The following is a 19,261-nucleotide window of genomic DNA, read 5'->3' on the forward strand; positions in this document are numbered from 1 at the left end:
GTCCCGTCCACCGCCGTCCACAGGCGACCGGGCTTAAAGGGGCTCGGGGCCGCCCTGCGGTCCCGGGCTCACGCACCCTACTCCGCCGGCTGCGGCGCCCCGCCCGCGTCCCGGGCCCCCTTGCCCTTGCGCGCCCGACCCGCCGCCAGCCGCTCGGCGGCGACGTAGAAGACCGGGGTGACGAAGAGCGTCAGCACGGTCGCCACCAGCAGGCCGCCGATCACCACCGTGCCCATCGAGATCCGGGCGTTGGCGCTCGCCCCCGTGGCGATGGCGAGCGGCACCGAGCCGAGGATGAAGGCAAACGAGGTCATCAGGATCGGCCGCATCCTGAGGCGCACCGCGCCTTCCGCCGCCGTCACCGCGTCCTCGCCCTTGTCGCGCAGGTCGCGGGCAAAGGAGACGAGCAGGATCGCGTTCTTGGCCGCCAGGCCCACCAGCAGCAGGAGCCCGATCTGCCCGAAGATGTCGAGGGGCAGGTCGCGCAAGGCCAGCGCGCCGACCGCGCCGAACAGGGCGAGCGGCGTCACCAGGATCACCACGAAGGGCAGCCGCAGGCTCTCGTACTGGCCGGCGAGCAGGAGCACGATCATCACCACCCCGAGCCCGAAGATCAGCGGCGCCCAGCCGCCGGCGATCTTCTCCTGGTAGGCCACCTCGGTCCACTCGACCGCGTAGTCGGTCGGCAGCGCCGTGCCGGCCAGGCGCTCGACCGCGGCGATCGCCGCGCCGGAACTCGCGGACTCGGCGGTGTCGACCGCGATCTCGATCGCCGGGTAGGTGTTGTAGGACAGCACCGCCGTCGGCCCGCTGACGAAGTGCGGCGTGACCAGCGCGCCGATCTGCACCGGCTCGCCGTTCCTGTTCGGCACCGTCAGCCGCGACAGGTTCTGGATCGTGCGCCGGCCCTGCGACTCGCTCTGGACGTAGACCTGGTAGACGAAGCCGAACTTGTTGAAGAGATTGACGAAGGACGAGCCGACATAGGTGCCGAGCGCGTCGAACAGCGAGGGCAGGCTGACCCCGAGCTGCTCGGCCTTGGCGCGGTCGATGTCGAGGCGCAGCTGCGGCACGCCGTAGCTCGTGGTGGCGGTGGCGCCGCCGATCTCGGGCAGTGTCTTGAGCTGCGCGATGAAGCCCTCGGCGGTCCGGGCGAGCTTGAGCCCGCCCTCGCCGCTGCGGTCCTGCAATTCGAGCGTCAGGCCGCCCCGCGAGCCGAGGCCCGGCAGCGGCGAGGGGTCGACGATGCGAAGCACCCCGTCCGGGTGGTTCTTGAACTGCCGGCGCAAGCGTCCGATCACGTCGCTGACCGTCTCGGTGCGCTCGTCCCAGGGTTTCAGGGTCGGGATCTGGAAGCCGTAGAACGGCGCCGTGACGTCGGCCAGGATGCCGCGCCCGGCGACCCCGATCGTGCCGGCGGCCGACGGCTGGTCGAGGACGGCCTTCCCCACCTCCTCCACCATCGCGGCGGTGCGGCCGACCGAGGCGCCTTTCGGCATCGCGATGTCGGCGAAGAAGTAGCCCTGGTCCTCCTGCGGCACGAAGGCGCTCGGGCGGCTCGCCACCATCCAGGCGGTGAGCGCGCCGAACCCCAGGAACACCAGCCCGGTGACGATCAGGCGGCGCGACAGGCGCCCGACCGAGCCGACCGCGAACCCGGTCGCCCGGTCGAGGGCGGCGTTGAACCAGCGCAACGGCGCCCGCCAGCGGCTCCGATGCGCGGTCTCGTCGTGGGGTTTCAGCAGCAGGGCGCAGAGCGCCGGGGTCAGCGTCAGCGACACCACCGCCGAGATCAGCACCGAGATCGCGATGGTCAGCGCGAACTGGTTGTAGAGCTGGCCGGTCAGCCCCGGGATGAAGGCCACCGGCACGAACAGGGCGGCGAGCACCAGGGTGGTGGCGATGACCGGGCCCGCGACCTCGTTCACCGCCTCCCGGGCGGCCTCGCGGGGCGCCTCTCCCTCCTCCATCAGCCGCTCGGTGTTCTCGACCACGATGATCGCGTCGTCGACCACGAGCCCCACCGCCAGCACCAGCCCGAGCAGGCTCAGGGTGTTGAACGAGAAGCCCAGCAGCGCCATCGGCCCGAAGGTGCCGACCAGCGCCACCGGCACCGCGATCGCCGGGATCAGCGTCGCGCGCCAGCTCTGGAGGAACAGGTAGGTGATGACGACGACCAGCACGATCGCCTCGATCAGGGTCTTGACGACCTCGTGGATCGAGGCCTCGACGAACTCGGTGCGGTCGAGGGCGATCCGGTATTGCAGGCCCGGGGGAAAGCGCTTCGCCAGATCCTTCATCGTGGCGTGGACGCCCTTCATCACCTCGACGGCGTTGGCCTCCGGGTTCTGGAACAGGCCGAGGGAGGCGGCGGGCAGGTTGTCGTAGGTCGAGCGGCTGCCGTACTGCTCGGCGCCGAGCTCGACCCGGCCGACGTCGCGGATGCGCACCACCGAGCCGTCGGGATTGGCGCGGATCACCACGTCGGCGAATTCCCGCGCCTCCGTCAGACGGCCCTTGGTGACGATCTGCAACTCGAAGGCGGGGGCGTCGCGCACCGGCTCCTTGCCGAGCGAGCCGACGGTGATCTGGGCGTTCTGCTGCTCGACCGCCTGGACGATCTGGCCCGGGCTCAAGCCCAGCGATTCCATCCGCGCCGGATCGAGCCAGACCCGCATCGCGTAGCGCTTGTTGGAGAAGTTGACGATGCGGCCCATGCCGGTGACCCGGCGCAGGGGCTTGATCACCTGGGTCTCGGCCCAGTTCGACAGGAACAGCTCGTCGTAGCGGTTGTCGTCGCTGTAGAGCACGACGTTGCCGAGGCGCTGGCGCGACGACTTGACGATCTCCAGCCCCTGGTCGCGCACCGCCTGCGGCAGGCGCGATTCGGCGCGTTGCGCCCGGGTCAGCACGTCGGCGGCGGCGGCGTTGAGGTCGGAGCCGACCTCGAAGGTCGCGTCGAGGGTGACGCTGCCGTCGGCGTTGCTGGTCGAGTTGATGTAGATGAGGTTCTGCGCCCCGTTGATCTCCTGCTCGAGCGGGATCGCGATCGCCTCGTAGGCCTGCTGGGCGGTGGCGCCCGGATAGGTCGCCTGGATGTTGATGATCGGCGGCGCGATCTCGGGGAACTGGGCGATCGGCAGGGAGAACCCCGCCACCGCGCCGATCAGGGTGATGAGCACCGAGATCACGCCCGCCAGGACGGGCCGGTCGACGAAGGTGGCGAACATCCGGCGTCCCGGTGAGCCGCCGGAAGCTCGCCGAGGGCCGTCCGCGAGCCCGGCTCGGGGTCGGGCCCCGGGGCCTGCGACGGTATGGTGATTGTCTCACGTGCAACGCCATCGCGCTCGACGGAGTTCCCCTCGCGGTTACCGTGCAGAGACCATCCAGCAACTGCGCCGCATCATTCGTCGTTGTCGTCCGTCGTTCTCCCGGGTGGGACCTGCCCGTCGACAGGAGATCCAGCATCGTGCGAGCAGGTTTTCGCTACGGCCTCATCGGCCTGGTCGCGGCCGGGGCCGGGGCCGGCCTGTGGTGGGGGCTCGGCCATCCGCTGCCCGAGGGCGCCGCCGGCGCCCTGCCCGCCCCGGTGGCGCGGCTCCTGGCGCCGCCGGCCGCCCAGAAGCCCCGCGAGCCCGAGGCGCCCGAATTCGACGTCGCGGTGGCCAGCGCCGCGCTCGAGACCGTGCCGGTCGCCTTCTCGTATACCGGCACGGTGATCTCGCCGAAGGACGCGGCGCTCCAGCCCCGGGTCACCGGCGTGGTGGTGGAGCGGCCCTTCGAGCCGGGCGGCCACGTCAAGCAGGGCCAGGTGCTGTTTCGCATCGACCCCCGGCCGTTCGAGGTGGCGTTGCGCATGGCGGAGGCCCAGCGCGAGCAGGCGGCGGCGCAAGCGGCCTTCGCCGACGTCGAGGTCGAGCGTACCCAGAGCCTCGCCGACAAGGGCTACGCCTCCGAGCAGCGCTACCAGCAGCTCGAGAGCAACCGCCAGGTCGCCCGCAGCAAGGTGCAGGAGGCCGAGGCCGCGATCGCGCGCCAGAAGCTCAACCTCGACTACGCGGTGATCCGCGCGCCCTTCGACGGCCGCTCCAGCCTCTCCGACGTCAATGTCGGCGACCACGTCAACGAGAACGCGACCCAGCTCGTCAGCGTGGTCCAGGTCGACCCGATCGAGGTGCAGGTGGCGCTCTCGGGCGAGGATTCGGAGGCCGTGCGCGCCGTGCTCAAGGAGAACCGCGCCTTCATCCAGACCCTCGACGCGCAAGGACACCCTGAGCGCAAGGCGACGATCTACAAGCTCGACAACCGCTTCGACCCCCGCACCGCCCGCCGCCTGGTCCGGGCCTGGCTCCCCAATGCCGACGAGCGCTACCTGCCGGGCGAGTTCGTGCGCACGCAGGTCCAGGTGGGCCAGGAGGAGCGGCTGCTGGTGCCGACGGTCGCACTCTCGTCGCAGCTCGACCAGCGCATCGTCTGGCGCGTGGGCGACGACGGCAAGGTGACGATGGCCCCGGTCGAGACCGGCGAGGAATTCGGCGACCGCACCTCCGTCCTGAAGGGCCTCAAGGCGGGCGAGCGCATCGCCACCGACCACCTCCAGCTCCTGCGCCAGGACCAGCGGGTCGGGATCAGGCGGGAGGGTCAGGAAGGCGGGCAGATGGGCCGGCAAGCGGGTCGGCAAGTGGGTCGGCAAGTGGGCCGCCGAGACGGCCGTCAGGCGGCGAACGGGCCCGGCGACGCGGTCCGCTGAACCCTGTCAGAACTTGCACCGGCGAAGGTCAGGACGCTACGGTCGGCCGGTGATCCCCGGCACCCCGAGCGACGGCCCCCGCATGAGCCTGTCCGAGACTGCTCCTGCCGAAACCGCGCCCGCCGGGACGACGTCGGCGAGAGACGTGCGCTTCTCGGTGGTGACCGCCGGGCCGGACGAGGTCGAGCTCGTGGTGGCGTTCGGGCCGCGGGACTACGCGGTGCGGCTCACCCCCGCGGAGGCCGGCGAGCTCGGCCTGGCGCTTCTGGCCACCGCCTCGGTCGCGGCGGACGCGGCGCAGGCGGTGCCGGCGGGCACCCGCGTCGAGAACTGCTTCTTCCCGGTCCTCGGCTGGACGGCCGGCGAGGTCGCGCCCGGCGTGCCGGCCCTCGCCCTGCGCCTCGCCGAGGGCGCCGAGATCGCCTTCCAGTTCGACCGCGCCGCCGCCCGCGCCTGCGGCCGCGACCTCGCCCGCAGCGGCCGGGTGCCGTGGCGCGAGCGGCTGCGGCGCGCCTTCCGGCGGCGGCGGGCGTCGCCGGCGGCGAGCGCGCCCGGGGTCGAGGGCTGATACCAACGGTCGTTGAAAACGACCTTTGGTTCCGTTCTCAAATTTTCACCAAGCCTCTGGTTTGACGTTGAAAATTTGAGATGGGTCAACGGCCCGATGCGTCAGCATCTTGGGCCGTTGGTATGAGACGGAATCCGGACCGATCACGAGCCCGTCCGGGAAACCGGACCCCGCCCCTGACCGATCTCCGGCGAGGACGGGCGGAGGTCGTCCTCCGCGCCAGCCGCGCTCCGCCGCACGCTCGCCCGCTCGCCGGCCTCGGCGGCGCACTTGTCGGCGTGGACCGCCCGGTTGACCACCTGGAGGTTCGGCAGGCCCCAGTAGCCCAGCAGCTCGGGCCAGGGCCGCGCCCGCTCCTCGCGCCAGATCCGGTAGAGCGGCACCCGGTGGTCGACCTCGGCCGTGCGCAGCAGGCGCTTGCCGGATTGGGCGCAGCGATGGCCCTGGCGGCGCTTCAGTTCCTTCACGTGGTCGCTGGGGGCGGTCCAGAGCTTCCAGGCGGTGACGCAGGCGGCGTGCCACGCGGCGTTGCGGTTGGGCGCGCCCGCCCCCCACAGGTCGCGGTGCCAGCCGAAGCGGTAGACCGGCTGGCCGCAGATGCAGCAATGCCCCTTGCCCCGGGCGTACGGCGCCTCGCGGAACGGCGCCGGCGGCATCCGGAAGCTGAATGCGAGGCCCTTCTCGGAGGAAACCTCCTCCACCGGGTCGAGGCGCCGGTCGTCGGGGCGCCAGCTGCCGAGGCGCCAGGTCCAGCCCTCGGGCTGGCCGGAAGCGGCGGCGAGCGCCCGCGCCAGCCGGTCGGCCCGCAGGATGTGGTGGCGCCAGTAGCTCTCGACGGCGAGCCGCGGCGTCGGCGGCACCAGCGGCCGCGACAGGGCGTGGCGCAGCACCGGGAGCGGGAACACGACCGGCAGCGACTTCTCCAGCCGCGCCCGGGCGGCACCGTTGCGCGCCTCGCGCCACAGGGCGGTCGCGGAGGGCGGCGTGTCCGCCGGCCCGGGCTCCGCGGCCATCGTCGGGAGCCGCTCCGCCAGGGTCGGCTTCGCGGCCTTCGCCGTCTTCGCTGTGGCCGCTCGCTTCGCCATGCCGGTCCCGAATCGGCCCGCACCGGCCGCGGCCAGGGCATAACGCCGGAGCGCCGCCGCACCAAGCGGCGGGCGCCCGGCCTCCCGGAGGCTCGCCCCGGGTCTGCCCCGCCCGCTGGTCCGCGGCGGAATGCCGCCTATCTGACACGGCAACGCTCGCGGCGCCGGGAGGCGCCGCCCCCGGACCCGGAGCACCAGCCACCATGACCGCCTCCTTCCTCGGCCGCCTGCGTCTCGTCGTCCTGGCGCTCGGCCTGGCTACCACCCTCACGGCCTGCGACGCGGTCAACCGGGTGCCGACGCTCGAGGAGGCCGCCAAGTCGCGCTGGGGCGAGGTGCAGAACCAGTACCAGCGCCGCGCCGACCTGATCCCCAACCTCGTCGAGACCGTGAAGGGCTACGCCCAGCAGGAGAAGGACGTGCTGGTGCAGGTGACGGAAGCCCGCGCCAAGGCGAGTTCGGTCAAGGTCGATGCCGGGACGGTGAGCGACCCGCAGAAGTTCCGCGAGTTCCAGGACGCCCAGAACCAGCTCTCCGGGGCGCTCGGCCGTCTCCTCGTCACCGTCGAGCGCTATCCCGACCTGAAGTCGAACGCCAACTTCCTCGCCCTGCAATCGCAGCTCGAGGGCACCGAGAACCGCATCGCGGTGGCGCGGCGCGACTACATCCAGGCGGTGCAGGCCTACAACACCGAGATCCGCACGATTCCCGGCCGCTGGATCGCCTCGACCCTCTACCCGGAGGCGAAGCCGATGGAGGCCTTCACCGCCACGCCCGACGCCAGCCGCCCGCCGAACGTGAAGTTCTAGGGCGCCTCACGATCGCGTCCCAATCGCGAATCTCTCCAGGTCTTTGATTTTGCGGCATTTTCTGCGACGAACCGGTATCCGCTCCGTCGGACAATGCTCGAAGCAGGTTTCGCAAGAGTGGGAGCCGGTTTTGCGGCAAAAACCTGCGACAGAACAAGAACCTGAGCGGACGAAGCGTTGGCCTGCCGACGCACGTCCGCTCGGGCCGATGCGCCGGGTCCCGGGGGCCGTCCTCGCCCTCCTGCTGATCCCACTCCTCCTGGTCCCGCTCCTTCCGGTCCTCTTGGCCGGGGCGGCGGCGGCCCTCGACCTGCCGCCTCTCACCGGCCGGGTGGTCGACGGCGCCGGCCTCCTGCCGCCCGAGGAGCGCGCGGCGCTCTCCGCCAAGCTCAAGGCGCACGAGGACAGGACCACCGATCAGGTCGTGGTCGCGACCGTCCCCTCGCTCCAGGGCACCTCGGTCGAGGATTTTTCCAACCGCCTCTTCCGCGCCTGGGCCCTCGGCACCAAGGCGCGCAACAACGGCGTGCTGTTCCTGATCGCCCCCGCCGAGCGCAAGGTGCGGATCGAGGTCGGCTACGGCCTCGAAGGCGCGCTGACCGATGCCCTGTCCAAGGTGATCATCGCGAGCGCGGTGGCGCCGAAGTTCAAGGCCGGGGACTTTCCCGGCGGCATCCGGGCCGGCGTCGACGGGATCCTCGGCATCCTCGGGGGCGACGCCGCCGAGTGGCAGCGCCGGGCGGAGGTGCGCGAGGATGCGGGCGGCACCCTCGACCCGGTCCTGGTGCTGATCCTGCTCGTGGTGATCGGCGTCGTGCTGGTCCGGCTCCTCACCCGGGGCGGCGGCGGGCCGGGACGGCCGCACCGGCGCAGCGGCGGCAACTGGATCGTCGTGCCCGGCCCGCCCGGCGGCTATGGCGGGGGATTCGGCGGAGGGGGCGGCGGGTTCGGCGGCGGCTTCTCGGGCGGGGGCGGCTCGTCCGGCGGCGGCGGCGCCTCGGGGGATTGGTGATGCCCGACCTAGTGAATCAGACGCCGCCGCTCAGCGAGGCGGACTGCGCCCGCATCGCGGCCGCGATCGCGGCGGCCGAGCGCGGCACGGCGGGCGAGATCGTCGTGATGGTGGCGGCCCGCTCGGGCGCCTATCGCAGCCTGCCGCCCGCGCTCGCGCTGGCGGGCGCACTCCTGGTGCCCTGGCCGCTGATCCTGCTGACCGGGCTCTCCGCCACCCGGATCTTCCTGGTCCAGCTCGCCGTGGCCCTGGCGCTGCTCCTCGGCCTGTCCGCGGCCCCGATCCTCGCCCGCCTGCCCCGCGCCCTGCCCCGCGCCTTCCGCCGGGCCCGGGCCCGGGCCTCCGCCCGGCACGAGTTCCGGGCCCGCGGCCTCGGCCTCACCCGCGGCCGCACCGGCGTGCTGATCTACGTCGCCCTGGCCGAGCGCTACGCCGACGTGGTGACGGACACCGGAATCGGTGCGGCCCCCGATGCCTGGCGGCCGGTGCTGGACGACCTCGTGGCGGCGCTCCGCCGCGACGCCCTGGCGGAGGGGCTGGAGCGCGCGGTGGCGGGCGCCGGCGCGATCCTGGCCGAGGCCGCCCCGCCGCGGCCCGGCGACGCCGACGAGTTGCCGAACCGGGTGATCGTGACCGGTTAGGGGAGCGGCGATGGCGCGGCCGGGTCGTCGAGGGGGGCGGCTCTCCCGTTCGTTCTCCCCCGCCCTCGACCCGCAGGAAGGACGCCCCGCCGGCCGGGGCGCCCGCACGAAGGGGCTTGCGCGGGAACGAGCGCGGCGCTAAACCCCCGCTCGCCCTCTTGGGGCGTCGGAGCGTAGCGCAGCCCGGTTAGCGCACTAGTCTGGGGGACTAGGGGTCGGAGGTTCGAATCCTCTCGCTCCGACCATTATTTCACAATGACTGAGGCGCGATCTCAGTCGGTGCCTTCGAGCCGTTTTGCAGAGCGTGTGGCAGCTCGCGGTTCGGGCGACGACCTTCCAGTGTTACGATAGTGGCCTCGGCGAGGCTTCGCGTCCGCGCCCGATAGCGCTCCAGGATTTTCTGCGCGTGGCCTGTGAGTGCCCCGTGATGGTCGCGGATCTCCGGCACGGTGCAATCCGCCTCCGCCACCATCGTCGCTGCCGTCCCGCGCCGGTCGTGGAAGTGCAGGCCGACAGTGATACCGGCCTCTCGCGTCGCCGCTGACCAGTGGTCGTGGAAATCCCGCTTCGTCCAGGGCGCGCCTTGATCCGTCGGCAGGATGGCGGTGGAACGCCGCGGCGCGGCGTCAAGCGCCGCCCGCAGCGCGATCGTCGCCGGCACGGAGACGGCTCTCCGGCTCCTGTCCTGGCGCAGGGTGATGGCCTCGCCGTGATAGGCGCTCCCCGGCAGGGCCGGCAGATCGGCTTGGTGCCGGCCGGTGTGCAGGGCGAGCGTCAGCGCAAGCCTGAGTTCCGGAACGGCTGCCTCCTCGAAGGCGGCCACGTGCTCCGGGATACCTCGGGCGGTCCTCGGCTGCTTCCGCAGGGCGAACGCAGGAAAGTGGTATTCCGCGAGCGGGTTTCTGGAGATTGGCCGTGCATCGGGCGTCGATGACCGAGAGGCACCGACCCGCCTCGACCTTGCACGTTGGATCCAGGCGATTATTCCGCTGCCAGTTGGATTTATCTCACGCGTATCATTTCGGCGTCTATTTCGTGTTATTTGCGCTACATCGCGCGCAAATAGGTCGAGATCGACTGGCTCGCGACTACATCGAGAAGCATTGAGCACGATTTTCCAGTATGCAACTCAGGCGCCGGGTTGGCCGTCAGCACGCGGTCGCGCTTAACTCCCGAGGGGATCGATCTGTCATGCTTCGTAGCCTGCTTCTGACCAGCACAGCGACTGCTCTCCTCGCGAGTGGTGCAGTCGCCGCCGACTTGCCGCGCCGCGCTGCCCCGCCGCCGGTCTTCACGCCGGTGCCGGTCTTCACCTGGACCGGCTTCTACGCCGGTTTCAACGCCGGCTACGCCTTTACGGAAAGTGATACGATCCGTACCACCGGCATCGGTACGCTCCAGACCAACGTGAACAACAATCTTCGCCGGCCCAACGTTCGCGTCTCGCAGGACGGGTTCACCGGCGGCGGCCAAATCGGCTACAACTATCAGTTCACGCCGGGCTCGGGCTTCGTCGTTGGCGTCGAGGCTGACGCGCAGTACACCGATCTGCAGCGCTCGGTCACGCAATCCATCTTCCTTCCTGCGATCAATCCGAACCAGCTGACCAACACCTATCGCACCGATCTCAGCTTCCTCGGAACCGTGCGTGGGCGCATCGGCTATGCCTTCGACCGCGTATTCGTGTATGGTACCGGCGGCTTTGCCTATGGTGACGTGACCAACACCGTTGCGTTCCAGACAAATGCTCCGGTTACCTACTTCGGCAGCCGGTCGCGCATCGAGACCGGTTACGCCTACGGCGGCGGTATCGAGTACGCCATGCCGACCGATAGCTTCCTGAACTTCTTCCGTTCCAGCGCTGTGACGGTCAAGGCAGAGTACCTGCGCTACGATCTCGGCAGCCGCAACTTGCTCGTCGCTTCAACGGGCGCCCCGCTCAGCCCAGGCGTCGGCTACATCGCTCGCAGCCATACCGAAGGCAGCCTGGTGCGCGCCGGTATCAACTACAAGTTCGGCAGCTACTGAGACCGCAGCTTTCGTATGGAAATCTTCCGCAGGGCTGACTGACCGAGCAGTCCCTGCGCCCGTTCTTCGACGTGGTCGACCGGACCGCGTCGTGCCTTCATCGGCAATCGCCGCGCTCGCGGATGCGTCGAGCGCGGAGATGTTCGGCGATGCCGTCGAGGCCGCGCCTTCCTCGGACCAGGTCGTCGTGCTCGGCATCTGGGCGCGGGCGAAGCGCGCCCCTGCTGGGCTGCCCGGGAGCGGGAAGCGGGCCGCGGCGCGAGGGATCAGGCCGCCTCGGCGAGCCGACGCAGGTCCTGGTCGGCTGCCAACCGCCCGGACGAGGCCTCCAGGATCTCGATCCCCGCGACCGCGCCGGCGGCGTCGTAGGCGACGACGACGCCCGGCCGGACCTCCCGGCTCGCCACCACCTCGGCATCGGTGAAGCGGACGGACAGCACGTCGGTCGCGGTGTCGTAGCGGCCCTTCGCGGCTCGGGCCTGTTGACGGGCCGGGCTCGTGCGGGGGTCGTCGGGGGCGGGCTTCGAGCTCATGCCTGTGCGGATATCCGGACGAAGGTTGACGGATCGCCTCCGAGTCGCACCAGTCCGATCACCCTGGATCGGTCGGTGCCGCAAGCGCCCCTCCCCGGAATTGTCCTGTTATCCCGCATTCCGGGCGGCGCAGGGCCGCCCGCGGGAGGTCACCGATGGCGAGCGCACCCGACGCATCCACTCCGGCGGGCCGGACCGTCCACGACGTCGCGCTGGTGCGGGCGGATCCGGCGCAGCGCCCGCTGATCGCGCAGCTGCTCCAGCTCTACCTGCACGATGTTTCGCAGCACCTGCCGCGGGAGAGCCCGTGGGGCGAGGTGGACGAAAGCGGCCTGTTCGCCTATCCGCCCGGCCTCGACGGCTACTGGGGCGAGCCCGACCGGATCCCTTACCTGATCCGGGCCGACGGGCGCGTGGCCGGCTTCGTGCTGCTGAACGCCCGGTCTGCCCTGGATCTGCCCGTCGACCATGCGGTCGCCGAGTTCTTCGTCCTGCGCAAGAACCGCCGCGCCGGCATCGGCACCCGGGCGGCCCACCTCGCGATCCGGCGCCATCCCGGGCGCTGGGAGGCGGCGGTGAGCCGGTTCAACCCGGAGGCCCTGCCGTTCTGGCGCCGGACCGTCGCCACCCTGTCGCCGTCCTGCCTGGAGGAGCGGGCCGGCGACGAAGGGGACACGGTGCTGCGCTTCACGGTCCCGGGGTGACCCGCGTCAGCCCTGCAGCCGCGTCAGCGCCTCGCGCACCTTCTCGCGGCGGGCGAGGGCCGCCTCGCGGCGCTCGCGCTGCTCCTCGACCACCTCCTCGGGGGCGCGGGCGAGGAAGTCGGCGTTGCCGAGCTTGGCGTCGATCTTGGCGATCTCGCCGCCGAGCTTGGCATCCTCCTTGGTCAGCCGCGCCACCTCGGCGGTCAGATCGACCACGCCCTCGAGCGGCAGCGCCGCGACCTCGCCGCGCACGATCAGCTGCACGGCGCTGCGCGGGCTGCCTTCCGCGGTCTCGATCGAGGCGATGCGGCCGAGCCGGCGCACGGTATCGCCCCAGCGGGAGAGCCGCTCGCGCACCGCCTCGCTCGGCGAGACCAGCACCAGGGGGATCTGGGCGCCGGCCGGCACGCTCGTCTCCGAGCGGGCCGAGCGGATCTCCGAGACGAGGTCGACGACCCAGCCGATCTCGGCCTCGGCCTCGGGCTTGGCCAGCGCGCCGAGATCCGGCCAGGCGGCGAGCGCGAGCAGCGGACGCTCGATCCCGGCCTCGCGGGCCTTCGTCGCCCACAATTCCTCGGTGAGGAACGGCATGAACGGGTGCAGGAGCACGCAGATCTGGTCGATGAGATACGCGATCGTCCGGCGCGTCTCCTCCTTTGCCGGCCCGTCCTCGCCCTGGAGCACGGGCTTGGCCAGCTCCAGGTACCAGTCGCAGAACACGTTCCAGACGAAGCGATAGGCGGCGTTGGCGGCGTCGTTGAAGCGGTAGGCCTCGATCGCCCCGGTCACCTCGGCCACCGCCCGAGCGGCCTCGCCGAGCGCCCAGGCGTTGAGCGTCTGGGTCACGTCCTGCGGCGCGAAGGCGGGATCGAGCCGGCAGCCGTTCATCTCGGCGAAGCGGGCGGCGTTCCAGAGCTTGGTGGCGAAGTTCCGGTAGCCCTCGACGCGTTGCACCGAGAGCTTGATGTCGCGTCCCTGCGCCGCCATCGCCGCGAGGGTGAAGCGCAGGGCGTCCGCCCCGTAGCGGTCGACGAGGTCGAGGGGGTCGACGACGTTGCCCTTCGACTTCGACATCTTCGCCCCCTTCTCGTCGCGGACGAGGGCGTGGATGTAGACGGTGCGGAACGGCACCTCGTCCAGCGCGTGAAGGCCGAGCATCATCATCCTGGCGACCCAGAAGAAAATGATGTCGAAGCCCGTCACCAGGGCGGAGGTCGGGTAGTAGCGCGACAGCTCCGGCGTCGCGTCGGGCCAGCCGAGCGTCGAGAACGGCCACAGGCCCGACGAGAACCAGGTATCGAGGACGTCCTCGTCGCGCCGCAGGGCGACCGGCCGGCCGTGCGCCTCGGCGGCTTTCGCCAGGGCTTCCTCTTCCGTGTGCGCGACGAAGCAGGTGCCGTCGGCGTCGTACCAAGCCGGGATCTGGTGACCCCACCACAGCTGGCGCGAGATGCACCACGGCTCGATGTTCTCGAGCCACTGGAAGTAGGTCTTCTCGTAGGTCTCGGGCACGAAGCGGGTGCGGCCGTCGCGCACCGCCTGCATCGCCCGCTCGGCCAGCGGCTTGACGTTTACGTACCACTGGTCGGTGAGATACGGCTCGATCACCACGCCCGAGCGGTCGCCATGCGGCACCGCGTGGGTGTTGGGCTCGATCGTCACGAGCCGGCCGCGCTCCTCCATGAGCGCCACGACCCGCTTGCGCGCCTCGAACCGGTCGAGGCCGTGCAGCGCCAGGGCCTCGGGCTCCGGGCTGCTGTCTGCCAGGAAATCCGCGTTGCCCTCGAGGCTTATGCGGGCTTCCTCATCCAGGATATTGATCTGCGCCAGCCCGTGCCGGCGGCCGACCTCGAAGTCGTTGAAGTCGTGCGCCGGGGTGATCTTGACCGCGCCGGTGCCCTTCTCGGGGTCGGAGTACTCGTCGGCGACGATTCCGATGAGCCGGCCGACCAGCGGCAGGCGCAGGCGCTTGCCGACGAGCGCGCGGTAGCGCTCGTCCTCCGGGTGCACGGCGACTGCGGTGTCGCCGAGCATGGTCTCAGGTCTCGTGGTGGCGACCGTGATGGTCTCGCCCGTCTCGCGGCCCTCCTCGTCGACGACCGGATAGGCGAAGTGCCAGAGATGGCCCTTCACCTCGACCTGCTGCACCTCGAGGTCGGAGATCGCGGTCTGGAACTTCGGGTCCCAGTTCACCAGGCGCTTGTCGCGGTAGATCAACCCTTGCGCGTGCAGGTCGACGAAGACCTTGAGGACGGCCTTCGACAGGCCCTCGTCCATGGTGAAGCGCTCGCGCGACCAGTCGCAGGAGGCGCCCAGCCGCTTGAGCTGGTTGACGATGGTGCCGCCGGACTCCGCCTTCCACTCCCAGACCCGGCGGACGAACTCCGCCCGGCCCAAGGAGCGCCGGTCGGGCTGCTGCTGCTCGGCAAGGCGGCGCTCGACCACCATCTGGGTCGCGATGCCGGCGTGGTCGGTGCCGGGCTGCCACAGCACGTCCTTGCCGCGCAGGCGCTCGAAGCGGGCGAGCACGTCCTGCAGCGTGTTGTTGAGGGCGTGGCCCATGTGGAGCGAGCCCGTCACGTTCGGCGGCGGGATCATGATGCTGTAGGGCTCGGCGCCGGCCCGGTCCGGGCGCCCGGCCCGGAAAGCCTGCGCCTCCTCCCACTCGGCGGCGATGCGCGCCTCGACGGCGGCGGGATCGAAGGTCTTGTCCATCATCGCGAAAGCGCCACTCGCCGGCGTCCCGGGGCGCATCCACGGCGGGACGCGGGCCGCGCGGGCGCCGAAAACCAGAAACGAAAAAGGCCGGCCGCGCGAGCGGCCGGCCCCCGAGACCGCTTTCAAGCGGACCCGGGCCGTTCCGTCAATGGGAGCGCGGCCCGCGAAACTCAGCGCGAGGGATTCAGCGACCGCGCGCGACGCGCTCGATCTCGGCCCGGACCAGGCGCTCGACCATCACCGGCAGGTTGTCGTCGAGCCAGGCTTTCAGCATCGGCCGCAGCATGTCCTGCACCAAGTCCTCGATGGTGCGGGCGTTGCGGGTCAGCACCGTGGTGGCGAGCATGTCGAAGGCGTGGCCGACCGTGGCGTCGGTTGCCTGGGACAGGAGCCGGTCTTCCATCGCCGGGCGGGGCTCCGGCGCCGGGGCGGGCGGCGGGGCGACGGCCTTCGGAGGCTCCGGCGGCGGGGGAGCGGGCTCCGGCTCGATCTCGATCGCGTCGAAATCCATCGGCTCGTCGTCGCGGAAGGCGATCTCCGACATCGGGTCGAGCGCGTCGTCGAAGCTCGGCTCGGGCTTCGGCGGCGCCTTGGCGACCACCGGCTCCGGCTTCGGGGCGGGTTTCGGCGCGGGCTTGGCCACCATCGCGAGGTCGAGCACGTCGTCCTCGTCGGGCGCCGGCACCGCCACCGGGCGCGAGCCGGGAGCGGGCGGCTCGGCCGGCTTCTGGTCGTCGGCGATGATGCGGCGGATGGAGGCGAGGATCTCCTCCATCGAGGGTTCCTGCGTCTTGTCCTGCGTCTTGGGGCTCGCGGCGCTCATCCGGCTCAACGCTCGAGTGCAGAGGATCGGGGGTCGTCAGGGTACGCAGTATTCCACAGGTCCGGCCCCGCACAAGCGAGACGGCCCGCGCAACTCACAGCGAAGGCGCCGTCGGGCCGGACATGTGCCCGGGCGGCACCACCGCCCGGCGCCGGTCGGTCAGCGCCCGTCCGGCGTGCGCACGCCGTACCAGAGGTCCTTGACCTGGTCGTAATGCTGCTTGGCGCTGTACTGCGCCACCGGGACGGCGATGAAGCGGGTGGTGAGGCGGCCGACGGTCTGCACCACCTGGTAGGAGCCCACGACCCGGTCGCGCTGGGCGGCGATCAGGCTGACGCGGGCGGTCAGCAGTTCCTGCTGGGCGTTCAGCACGTCGAGGGTCGTGCGCTGGCCGACCCGGGCCTCCTCGCGCACGCCGTTCAGCGCCACCTCGTTGGCCTGGACCTGGGCCTGGGAGGCGATGACGCGGGCCTTGGCCGCCTCCAGCGCGCCCCAGGCGGTGACGATGCCGGCGCGGACCTGGTCGCGGGTCAGCTCGGCCTGGAGCCGGGTCTGGCCGACGGTCTCCTTGGCCTGGCGGATCTGCGCGTATTCGGTGCCGCCCTGGTAGAGCGGGACCGTGAGCTGGCCGATGATCGAGCCGGAGAAGTAGCGCGTGCCGGCGATCTGCTGGTCGAGGGTCTGGGCCGCGTTGCCGCTGATCGTCGCCGTCGGGTAGAGGGCCGATTCGGCGATCTTGACCTGCGCCTCGGCCGCGTCGACGGCGTGGAGGGCGGAGAGGATCGCCGGATGCTCGGCAAGGCCGATCTCGACCGCCGCCGTCAGCGTGCTCGGAACGTAGCGGTCGATCGGCCGGCCGGGGGCGAGCTGGCGCGGCTCGACGCCGATCACCTGCCGGTAGGTCGCGATGCTGGTGCGCAGGTTGGCCTCGGCCAGGCTGACCTGGGCCCTGGCGCCGGCGAGCCGCGCCTCGGCCTGGGCGACGTCGGTGCGGGTGACCTCGCCGACGTTGAAGCGGTCGCGGGTCTGGCGCAGCTGCTCTTCCAGCACCTCGACGTTGTTGCGGTTGAGCTCCAGCGTGGCGGTGTCCGCCAGCACGTTCATGTAGGCCTGCGCCGCCTGGAACAGCGTCGTCATCTCGGTGTTGCGCAGGGTCTCGCGGCCCCCCAGCACCTGCGACTCGGCCTGCCGGGTCTGGTTGTCGGTCCGGAAGCCGTTGAACAGGGTCTGCTGCACCCCGACGCCGACGGAGCGCGGGTACAGCGTCTCCTCACCGCCCCCGCTGCCGGAGGCCGCCGCCAGGGCGCTGAGCTTTCCCGAGAGGTACGAGACCCCCGCGCTCGCCGAGCCGGTGACGGTCGGGCGGTAGCCCGCCAGCGCCCGCGGCACGTTCTCGTCGGTGGCGCGCTGGCCGGCGCGCTGCGCGTTGAGCGTCGGGTTGCCCGCATAGGCCCGCGCGAGGGCGGTATCCAGGGTTTCCGCGGCCGCGCCCTGGCCCGCCACGGCGAGCGCCATGGCGGCGAACCCGCCAAGCCGAAGCCTGCGGAACGCCTGAGTTCCTGTGTCAGTCACGCCTGTCTACCCTGTGCGGCTAGCTCACAATGACCGGTCCTGCACCGCGGGCGGCGGAGCCGGTTCGTCATATCGCTGTGCCCACCTCGACCATGACCTTAGCCGAGGGCGGTGCCGGGAGCATCGTCCCCGCACTGTGCATGACCGAGTTTGGCCGGCGGTGCCGCATAAAAGCGACAGGTTGCCCAGGGGAAACCAGGGTCGCGGCCGGGCGATTCGCATGAGGATCCGCGCCGGGCGGCGGTGGCGCCGACGCACCCTGCAAGCCTTTGGTAAACGATTGCTTTCGCGCGTCGCCATCCTCACGGCCGAGGCCTCGGCCGCCTGGCCTAGGCCTCGGATCGGCGCCGCGGATCCAGCCGGGCGGAGGGGCTGGACGGCGGGCCCGCGCGGGGCCCCAAGGAAAAACCGCACCGCGGGTACGTGAGCCGGCGCCCCAGATCGGCGCAGCGGCATCCCCTTTCGGCGGTGGCCGGCGACGCCGGCGCGGGACGAGGCCGTCCCGCGCCGAGGCGTCAGAACGCGAAGCCGGCCTCGACCGCGAAGGCGCGCAGCGGCGGCAGGGTGGCGTCGAAGAGCGGGCGCGAGCCGAAGGCGTCGCCGGAGCGCACCCACAGGGTCGCCTTGGCCGGGCGGCCCTGGCCCTGGACGCAGGCGAGGCGGCCGCCGTCGGCGAGCTGCTCCAGCAGCGCTTGCGGGCGCTGCTCGACCTGGCCGTTGACCAGGATCGCGTCGTAGGGGGCGTGGCTGGCTGCGCCCTTCTCGAGCGGGCCGACCTCGACGGTGACGCCGTCGGTCAGCCGCTCGCGCGCCGCCGCGGCGAGGCCGGGGAGCGACTCGAGGGCGACCACCTCGGCGCCGAGGCGGCGCAGGAGGGCGGCGCCGTAGCCCAGTCCGGTGCCGACCTCGAGGACGCGATGGCCGGGCTTGAGGGACAGCGCCTGGACCAGGCGCGCGAGCACCATCGGGGCGGGCATGAAGCGGGTCTCGCCCTCCTCCGTGCCGACCGCCTGGGGCTGGTCGATATAGGCGAAGGCCTCCCGGCCCGCCGGCATGAACCGCTCGCGCGGGACGGCGTCGAACGCGTCGAGCAGCGCGATGTCGGTCACGTCGAACGTCCGGAGCTGGCAATCGACCATGAGGCGGCGCGCTTGCGCGTAGTCGAGCATGAACGTCTCTGGAGAGCTTGAGCGACGGCCAAGCCGCGACGGTCAAGCCGCCGGGCGACGCGGTTGTGGTGGATCGCCGGCCAAAAGGCAAGGATCCGGGCAAGGGGCCAGAACAGCCCGGTCCTGCGCGCGAGCGCCGGGCTGATCTGCATGGCGGACCGAGCGGGGGGACGGGTGGAGGCCTCGTCCGGTTGCGAGTCTTCTCGCAAAATCGATGACTTGGACGGCCTGACTATCTCCAAAAAGCCTTTTGGGATGCGGGATGAACCGCTCCGGGTTTTTCGGAGGCTGTTTGTCTTGGGTTCAGGCGGCCAGGGCTTGGTCGCCGACGTGGGTATGATAGCGCGCTTCGGCCTCGGCGGGAGGGACGTTGCCGATCGGCGCGAGCAGGCGACGGTGGTTGTACCAGTCGACCCACTCCAGGGTAGCGTACTCGACGGCCTCGAAGGAGCGCCATGGGCCACGCCTGTGGATCACCTCGGCCTTGAACAGGCCGTTGATCGTCTCTGCCAGGGCGTTGTCGTACGAGTCGCCGACGCTGCCGACGGACGGCTCGATGCCCGCACCGACCAGGCGCTCTGTGTACCGTAGAGCCAAGTATTGCGAGCCGCGGTCCGAGTGGTGCACCAGCCCGCTGCCCTGGACAGGACGGCGCTCGTGCAGGGCCTGCTCCAGAGCATCCAGAACGAAGCTTGCATGAGCGCTGCGTGAGGCCCGCCAGCCGACGATGCGCCGGGCGAACACATCGATGACGAAGGCCACATAGACGAAGCCCGACCATGTCGCCACGTAGGTGAAGTCGCTGACCCACAGGGCGTTCGGCCGTGGAGCCTTGAACTGACGGTTGAC

16 protein-coding genes and 1 tRNA gene are annotated in these 19,261 nt (G+C 71.3%); 8 read left to right on the plus strand and 9 right to left on the minus strand.

Features of this window, described 5'->3' with window-relative positions:
- Positions 1 to 77 precede the first annotated feature (77 nt).
- Positions 78 to 3,230 (minus strand): efflux RND transporter permease subunit, encoded by a 3,153-nt coding sequence (locus tag ACS5PV_RS22645; protein WP_455397591.1) that lies wholly within the window; start codon positions 3,228 to 3,230, stop codon positions 78 to 80.
- A 239-nt stretch (positions 3,231 to 3,469) separates the two neighbouring features.
- On the opposite strand from ACS5PV_RS22645, the gene ACS5PV_RS22650 reads away from it, so the two are divergent.
- Together ACS5PV_RS22650 and ACS5PV_RS22655 are read left to right on the plus strand one after the other, a co-directional pair.
- The gene (locus ACS5PV_RS22650; protein ID WP_455397592.1) at positions 3,470 to 4,750 is read left to right on the plus strand and encodes an efflux RND transporter periplasmic adaptor subunit; all 1,281 of its coding nucleotides are present in this window, start codon (positions 3,470 to 3,472) and stop codon (positions 4,748 to 4,750) included.
- 82 nt (positions 4,751 to 4,832) lie between these two features.
- Positions 4,833 to 5,318: a hypothetical protein gene (locus ACS5PV_RS22655; RefSeq protein WP_455397593.1), complete on the plus strand. Its 486-nt coding sequence runs from the start codon at positions 4,833 to 4,835 to the stop codon at positions 5,316 to 5,318.
- A 143-nt stretch (positions 5,319 to 5,461) separates the two neighbouring features.
- Here the strand turns inward: ACS5PV_RS22655 and ACS5PV_RS22660 are convergent, their stop codons facing one another.
- Positions 5,462 to 6,331 carry a hypothetical protein gene (locus tag ACS5PV_RS22660; RefSeq protein ID WP_455397620.1) on the minus strand — a complete coding sequence of 290 codons (870 nt, stop codon included), beginning with the start codon at positions 6,329 to 6,331 and terminating at the stop codon, positions 5,462 to 5,464.
- Between the two features lie 275 nt (positions 6,332 to 6,606).
- Between ACS5PV_RS22660 and ACS5PV_RS22665 the strand changes: the two genes are divergently transcribed.
- The 4 genes from ACS5PV_RS22665 (at position 6,607) to ACS5PV_RS22680 (ending at position 9,110) form a co-directional block, all read left to right on the plus strand.
- Positions 6,607 to 7,212, plus strand: a complete 606-nt coding sequence (locus tag ACS5PV_RS22665; RefSeq protein WP_455397594.1) for a LemA family protein — start codon at positions 6,607 to 6,609, stop codon at positions 7,210 to 7,212.
- A 208-nt stretch (positions 7,213 to 7,420) separates the two neighbouring features.
- Positions 7,421 to 8,224, plus strand: coding sequence for a TPM domain-containing protein (locus ACS5PV_RS22670; protein WP_455397595.1), 804 nt, complete (start codon positions 7,421 to 7,423; stop codon positions 8,222 to 8,224).
- Positions 8,224 to 8,865: a TPM domain-containing protein gene (locus tag ACS5PV_RS22675; RefSeq protein ID WP_455397596.1), complete on the plus strand. Its 642-nt coding sequence runs from the start codon at positions 8,224 to 8,226 to the stop codon at positions 8,863 to 8,865. The genes ACS5PV_RS22670 and ACS5PV_RS22675 overlap by 1 nt, the downstream gene beginning before the upstream one ends.
- A gap of 167 nt (positions 8,866 to 9,032) precedes the next feature.
- A tRNA-Pro gene (locus tag ACS5PV_RS22680) sits at positions 9,033 to 9,110 on the plus strand.
- A gap of 5 nt (positions 9,111 to 9,115) precedes the next feature.
- On the opposite strand, the gene ACS5PV_RS22685 is transcribed toward ACS5PV_RS22680, so the two are convergent.
- Positions 9,116 to 9,688: a hypothetical protein gene (locus ACS5PV_RS22685; RefSeq protein ID WP_455397597.1), complete on the minus strand. Its 573-nt coding sequence runs from the start codon at positions 9,686 to 9,688 to the stop codon at positions 9,116 to 9,118.
- A gap of 368 nt (positions 9,689 to 10,056) precedes the next feature.
- Between ACS5PV_RS22685 and ACS5PV_RS22690 the strand changes: the two genes are divergently transcribed.
- On the plus strand, positions 10,057 to 10,893 hold the full coding sequence (locus ACS5PV_RS22690; protein WP_455397598.1) for an outer membrane protein: 837 nt from the start codon (positions 10,057 to 10,059) through the stop codon (positions 10,891 to 10,893).
- A 266-nt stretch (positions 10,894 to 11,159) separates the two neighbouring features.
- Here the strand turns inward: ACS5PV_RS22690 and ACS5PV_RS22695 are convergent, their stop codons facing one another.
- A complete protein-coding gene (locus ACS5PV_RS22695; protein WP_455397599.1) occupies positions 11,160 to 11,426 on the minus strand; it encodes a DUF2283 domain-containing protein in 267 nt (88 codons plus the stop codon).
- A 155-nt stretch (positions 11,427 to 11,581) separates the two neighbouring features.
- Here ACS5PV_RS22695 and ACS5PV_RS22700 point away from each other — a divergent pair, with 155 nt between their 5' ends.
- Complete coding sequence (locus tag ACS5PV_RS22700) at positions 11,582 to 12,130, plus strand: GNAT family N-acetyltransferase (RefSeq protein ID WP_455397600.1); 549 nt, start codon at positions 11,582 to 11,584, stop codon at positions 12,128 to 12,130.
- 6 nt (positions 12,131 to 12,136) lie between these two features.
- On the opposite strand, the gene ACS5PV_RS22705 is transcribed toward ACS5PV_RS22700, so the two are convergent.
- The 5 genes from ACS5PV_RS22705 to ACS5PV_RS22725 all read right to left on the minus strand — a co-directional run.
- Entirely contained in the window at positions 12,137 to 14,848 is a 2,712-nt protein-coding gene (locus ACS5PV_RS22705; protein WP_455397601.1) for a valine--tRNA ligase, read from the minus strand.
- A 184-nt stretch (positions 14,849 to 15,032) separates the two neighbouring features.
- Positions 15,033 to 15,671, minus strand: a complete 639-nt coding sequence (locus tag ACS5PV_RS22710; RefSeq protein ID WP_455397602.1) for a PopZ family protein — start codon at positions 15,669 to 15,671, stop codon at positions 15,033 to 15,035.
- 159 nt (positions 15,672 to 15,830) lie between these two features.
- On the minus strand, positions 15,831 to 17,186 hold the full coding sequence (locus ACS5PV_RS22715; protein ID WP_455397621.1) for a TolC family outer membrane protein: 1,356 nt from the start codon (positions 17,184 to 17,186) through the stop codon (positions 15,831 to 15,833).
- Positions 17,187 to 17,758: 572 nt separating this feature from the next.
- A complete protein-coding gene (locus tag ACS5PV_RS22720; protein WP_455397603.1) occupies positions 17,759 to 18,412 on the minus strand; it encodes a protein-L-isoaspartate O-methyltransferase family protein in 654 nt (217 codons plus the stop codon).
- Between the two features lie 303 nt (positions 18,413 to 18,715).
- The coding region (locus tag ACS5PV_RS22725) for an IS3 family transposase (protein ID WP_455397604.1) at positions 18,716 to 19,261 on the minus strand (546 nt) is incomplete at its 5' end.

The organism is Methylobacterium sp. Gmos1 (assembly GCF_053764715.1).